Here is a 3,636-nt window from a genome sequence, read left to right on the forward strand (position 1 = left end):
CGAAGCGCATGGCGGAGCTGCAGGTGCACGCCTACCGGACGCAGTATGGGATGGAGAATTTTGCCATTGTGCGGCCGTCGAATGTCTATGGCCCCGGGGACAATTTTGACCCCGAGAACGCCATGGTGGTGCCGACGCTAATGCATCGCATCGACAACAAGGAGGATCCCGTCGTTGTCTGGGGAGACGGCTCTGCGATCCGCGACATCGTCTACAGCCGCGACGTGGCAGAAGGTGTTGTCTTGGCTTTGCATCATGGCACCAAGGGGCGCTACGTCAATCTCGGCGCAGGGCGCGGCTACACCGTGCGCGAACTGGTCGAGACCCTGCACAGCTTCCTCTCCTTCAACTACACGTTCGATGCTTCCAAGCCGTCCGGCTTCCCGAAGCGGGTCATGGATATCTCGCTGGCGCGAAAGCTCATCGACTACAGCCCCAGCACGACACTGCAGGACGGTCTGAGGGCTACATGGGACTGGTACATTGCTCACCGCGACGAATACAAGCAGAAGAAGAACTACTTTAAGAGCTAGGGCGCTGGCCACGCAGTCCTTTTACGTTCGATTTCGGTGCGTTCAAGAAAAGCGGCGAGCATCACCGCCGCGCAGCAGCAGGAGCTGATGAAGCCCCAGCCAGGCTCTAGACGGAATATTCTGCCGTTTCAACGCGACCCGAACTGCAATTGCCTTCGTTCGCGGTCATTTGGTTACCGAACTGTCACAATCGTCGAATAGGAGTCAGTTGATGAGTGATCGCGCAGCATCCGGGACAGCCGCTCAACCTGACAGAACGGGGTTGCTTGACCGCCTGTCTAGGACGCGTGCCGCCGTGCTCGCGCAGATTGCGGAAAGAGACCGCGATTTCCCGTCTCGCCGTATTACAAGCTATCCATGGCAGACAGTTACCAGGATGCTGCAATACATCCGTGATCTGACTCCGGAGAACCTGCTGGATATCCGCATTCACACGGATCCCTTCATTGGGACCTTGTCCGCGAGATTCTGGCTCAGCAAGACTGCGTCCGACTTCGAATCACTCTATCGTTTTTATGGCGAAGGCGTGCCAGATGCCTACTGGGCATACGAGCCCGAGTTGCCGGCGCTAGCCGGCACTGATTATGGATATCGGATCGGCGGCCGCCTGCTGAGCGATGTGGCAACGGAATATCAGCGATATGTGTGCAATCTGTATCGCCTAGGAATGTTTCAGTTGATGGAACAAACTGTCCATCGTCCGGTCGTGCTGGAAATAGGAGCGGGGCATGGAGGCTTCGCGCAACTCTTTGCTGCAATATGTCGACGATCTCATTGCTACGTAATCGTAGATTTGCCGGAGACACTGCTTTTCTCCGCAATTTTCCTGAACGTGCACCACCCTGATAAGCGAATCTATACGTACGCGCCGGGCGATGACCTCGAGGGTGTTATCGCGGATCGCGATGCCTATGACTTCATCCTCGTGCCGGATTATCATCTGTCACGCCTCGGCGGTCTTGAAAGACTGGATACTGCGTTCAACCACGTATCCTTTCCCGAGATGCCTTCGGAGATCTTGCGAGAGTATTTGCGGTTTATCCGGGCGCGCTTGGACGGCTACCTCATATCCGTGAACTACCGGGGCGTGCCGGATACTGGGCGTGCGCACGTCGACGAGGTTCTATCGGAGTACTTCACGCTTTCCCCGACGATGGCGGATCTTGCGGCTTTGCTTCATTCGAACAATCAGGTGATCAATGACATTAACTGTCGTCCCACAATCGTCTGCTCCTCCTCCATCGAGCGGCGACGGCAGATTGCCGGCCGGCACCTGCACGACTTGATTGGCACTACAGGACAACGGTACGTGTGCAGTTTCCAGCAGGACGCGTCCATCCTTAGCCTGCGTGGGGAAAAACGCGTATCTCGCGGTTGGCGGCGCATCATCAAGCGACTCGCGCGCCGTACTCCGGTGGTCCGGCGCCTCATTCGATGAAGTCGCGGGAGGACCATTGCGCGGTTTCAAATTTCAGCAATGAAATGGTATCCAAACGGGGTTTACGGACAAACCTGCAGGCGGTGCCCACGTGCTGACCGGAGACTGGCGATTAGTGCTGCCCCAATTGCTGGTCTTCGTGCGAGTAGTAGATGATCTGACTTCCCAAGTGGTCGAAGCGTGTCGGTACGAGGAGTAGCTTGTGCAGTGCCGCGGCGACGCGCGGCTGCTCTTCAGGCCTGACAAATAGAAGCAGGAATCCACCTCCTCCAGCGCCCAAGAGCTTCCCACCGAGCGCGCCAGTGCTGCGCGCCGTTTCGTACATCGCGTCAATATCGCTGGTGGACACTCGCGAAGACATCCTGCGCTTGAGCCGCCACTGCTGATCAAGCAGCCGCCCGAAATCTTCCAGGCGGTCCTGTTTCGCGGTAAGCACCGCTTCGGCCTCACCGACTAGTGCAACCATGTCGCGCAACTCCTGCACGCGGTTCGAGATCTGCGCGATCTGATCCTTGGCAACTTCCGACGCGATTCGGGAGAGTCCGGTAAAAAACAGCATGATGTGATGCTGCAGGCGCTCAAGACGCTCCGGTCCGACAATAAGCGGCGTCACCGCGATTTCGTTCGCGCCGCCAAACTCGATGCGGTTGAGCCCGCCAAAGGCTGCGGCCGTCTGGTCCTGCGATCCAACGTGCTCGCCGATCCGATCCTGCTCCACACGGATTGCATTTATCGCGAGCTGACGCTTGGTCGGCATTTCGTGCTTGAGCGCGTATAGCGCGTGCAGAAGGCCGACCGTGAAAGTCGAACTCGACCCCAACCCGGATCGGGCCGGCAGGTCGGCATGGTGGACGAGGTCCACGCCACGCTCGATCTCCATGAAGCGCAGGCTCTCGCGCACGGATGGGTGTTGGATCTCATCCAGCGTGCGCGTCTCCTCCCGCTTGTAGTAGCGGATCAGGTACTTGAAATCATGGAACGGCGGAAGGTACCGGCAGGTGATGTAGCAGTACTTGTTGATGGCGGTACTCAGTACGGCACCACCGTGCTCGCGGTACCAGGCGGGGTAATCCGTGCCTCCGCCGAAAAAGGAAACGCGAAACGGCGTCCTGCTGATGATCATCGGGCGCCCGCGGCGTCAGTCGACAAAATGTCCGGCCTCGTCCCGCTGCGACAGGGTCGGGTTCTTGATCGGCCACCAGAGCTTGAGCTTCGGGTCGTTCCACTTGTATGTGAACTGGCCCTTCGGGTTGTAGTAGGTCGTCTGCTTGTAGTGGAAAATCGCCTGCTTGCTCAGCACCACGTGGCCGTTGCCGTGTTTGGGCGGAATCAGCACCTGCAGCCGGTTGGCATCCGACAGCACGAACGACTGCCACTGGCCGAAGTCCTTGGAGTCGGTGTCACAGTTCACCACCATCAGGTAGAACTTGCCGTACATGCACGACACAAGCTTCCAGGTTTCGGCGTCGCCATGGATCCCCCGCAGCACGTTCTGAGACGACACTGAGATGTCGTCCTGCACGAACTTCACCGCGACGCCATGCTCCGCATACAGCTTGTCGTTGTAGGTTTCGACGTACTGCCCACGGAAATCTTCAAAAATCTCGGGCTTGATCAGAAGTACGCCGTCCAATTTCGTCTTGGTAACTTGCATTTCCGCCTCGT

General features: G+C 58.0%; 4 protein-coding genes. 2 read left to right on the plus strand and 2 right to left on the minus strand.

The features are described 5' to 3' along the window. Together ACOSYY_RS19695 and ACOSYY_RS19700 are read left to right on the plus strand one after the other, a co-directional pair. Positions 1 to 533 (plus strand): NAD-dependent epimerase/dehydratase family protein (locus ACOSYY_RS19695; RefSeq protein WP_421664660.1); only part of this gene is annotated, 533 nt, incomplete at its 5' end. A gap of 211 nt (positions 534 to 744) precedes the next feature. Next, entirely contained in the window at positions 745 to 1,971 is a 1,227-nt protein-coding gene (locus ACOSYY_RS19700; RefSeq protein WP_421664661.1) for a putative sugar O-methyltransferase, read from the plus strand. 112 nt (positions 1,972 to 2,083) lie between these two features. On the opposite strand, the gene ACOSYY_RS19705 is transcribed toward ACOSYY_RS19700, so the two are convergent. Both ACOSYY_RS19705 and ACOSYY_RS19710 read right to left on the minus strand, forming a co-directional pair. After that, on the minus strand, positions 2,084 to 3,094 hold the full coding sequence (locus ACOSYY_RS19705) for a GHMP family kinase ATP-binding protein (protein WP_421664662.1): 1,011 nt from the start codon (positions 3,092 to 3,094) through the stop codon (positions 2,084 to 2,086). 15 nt (positions 3,095 to 3,109) lie between these two features. Next, positions 3,110 to 3,636: dTDP-4-dehydrorhamnose 3,5-epimerase family protein (locus tag ACOSYY_RS19710; protein WP_421664663.1), on the minus strand; the 527-nt coding region annotated here is incomplete at its 5' end.

The sequence above is a fragment of the Nitrospira sp. BLG_2 genome (assembly GCF_049222245.1).

Excerpts from the sequence above, each read along its gene's own strand:
- ACOSYY_RS19700 (WP_421664661.1), top strand. The coding sequence starts at position 745 with ATGAGTGATCGCGCAGCATCCGGGACAGCCGCTCAACCTGACAGAACG.
- ACOSYY_RS19705 (WP_421664662.1), bottom strand. The coding sequence starts at position 3,094 with ATGATCATCAGCAGGACGCCGTTTCGCGTTTCCTTTTTCGGCGGAGGC.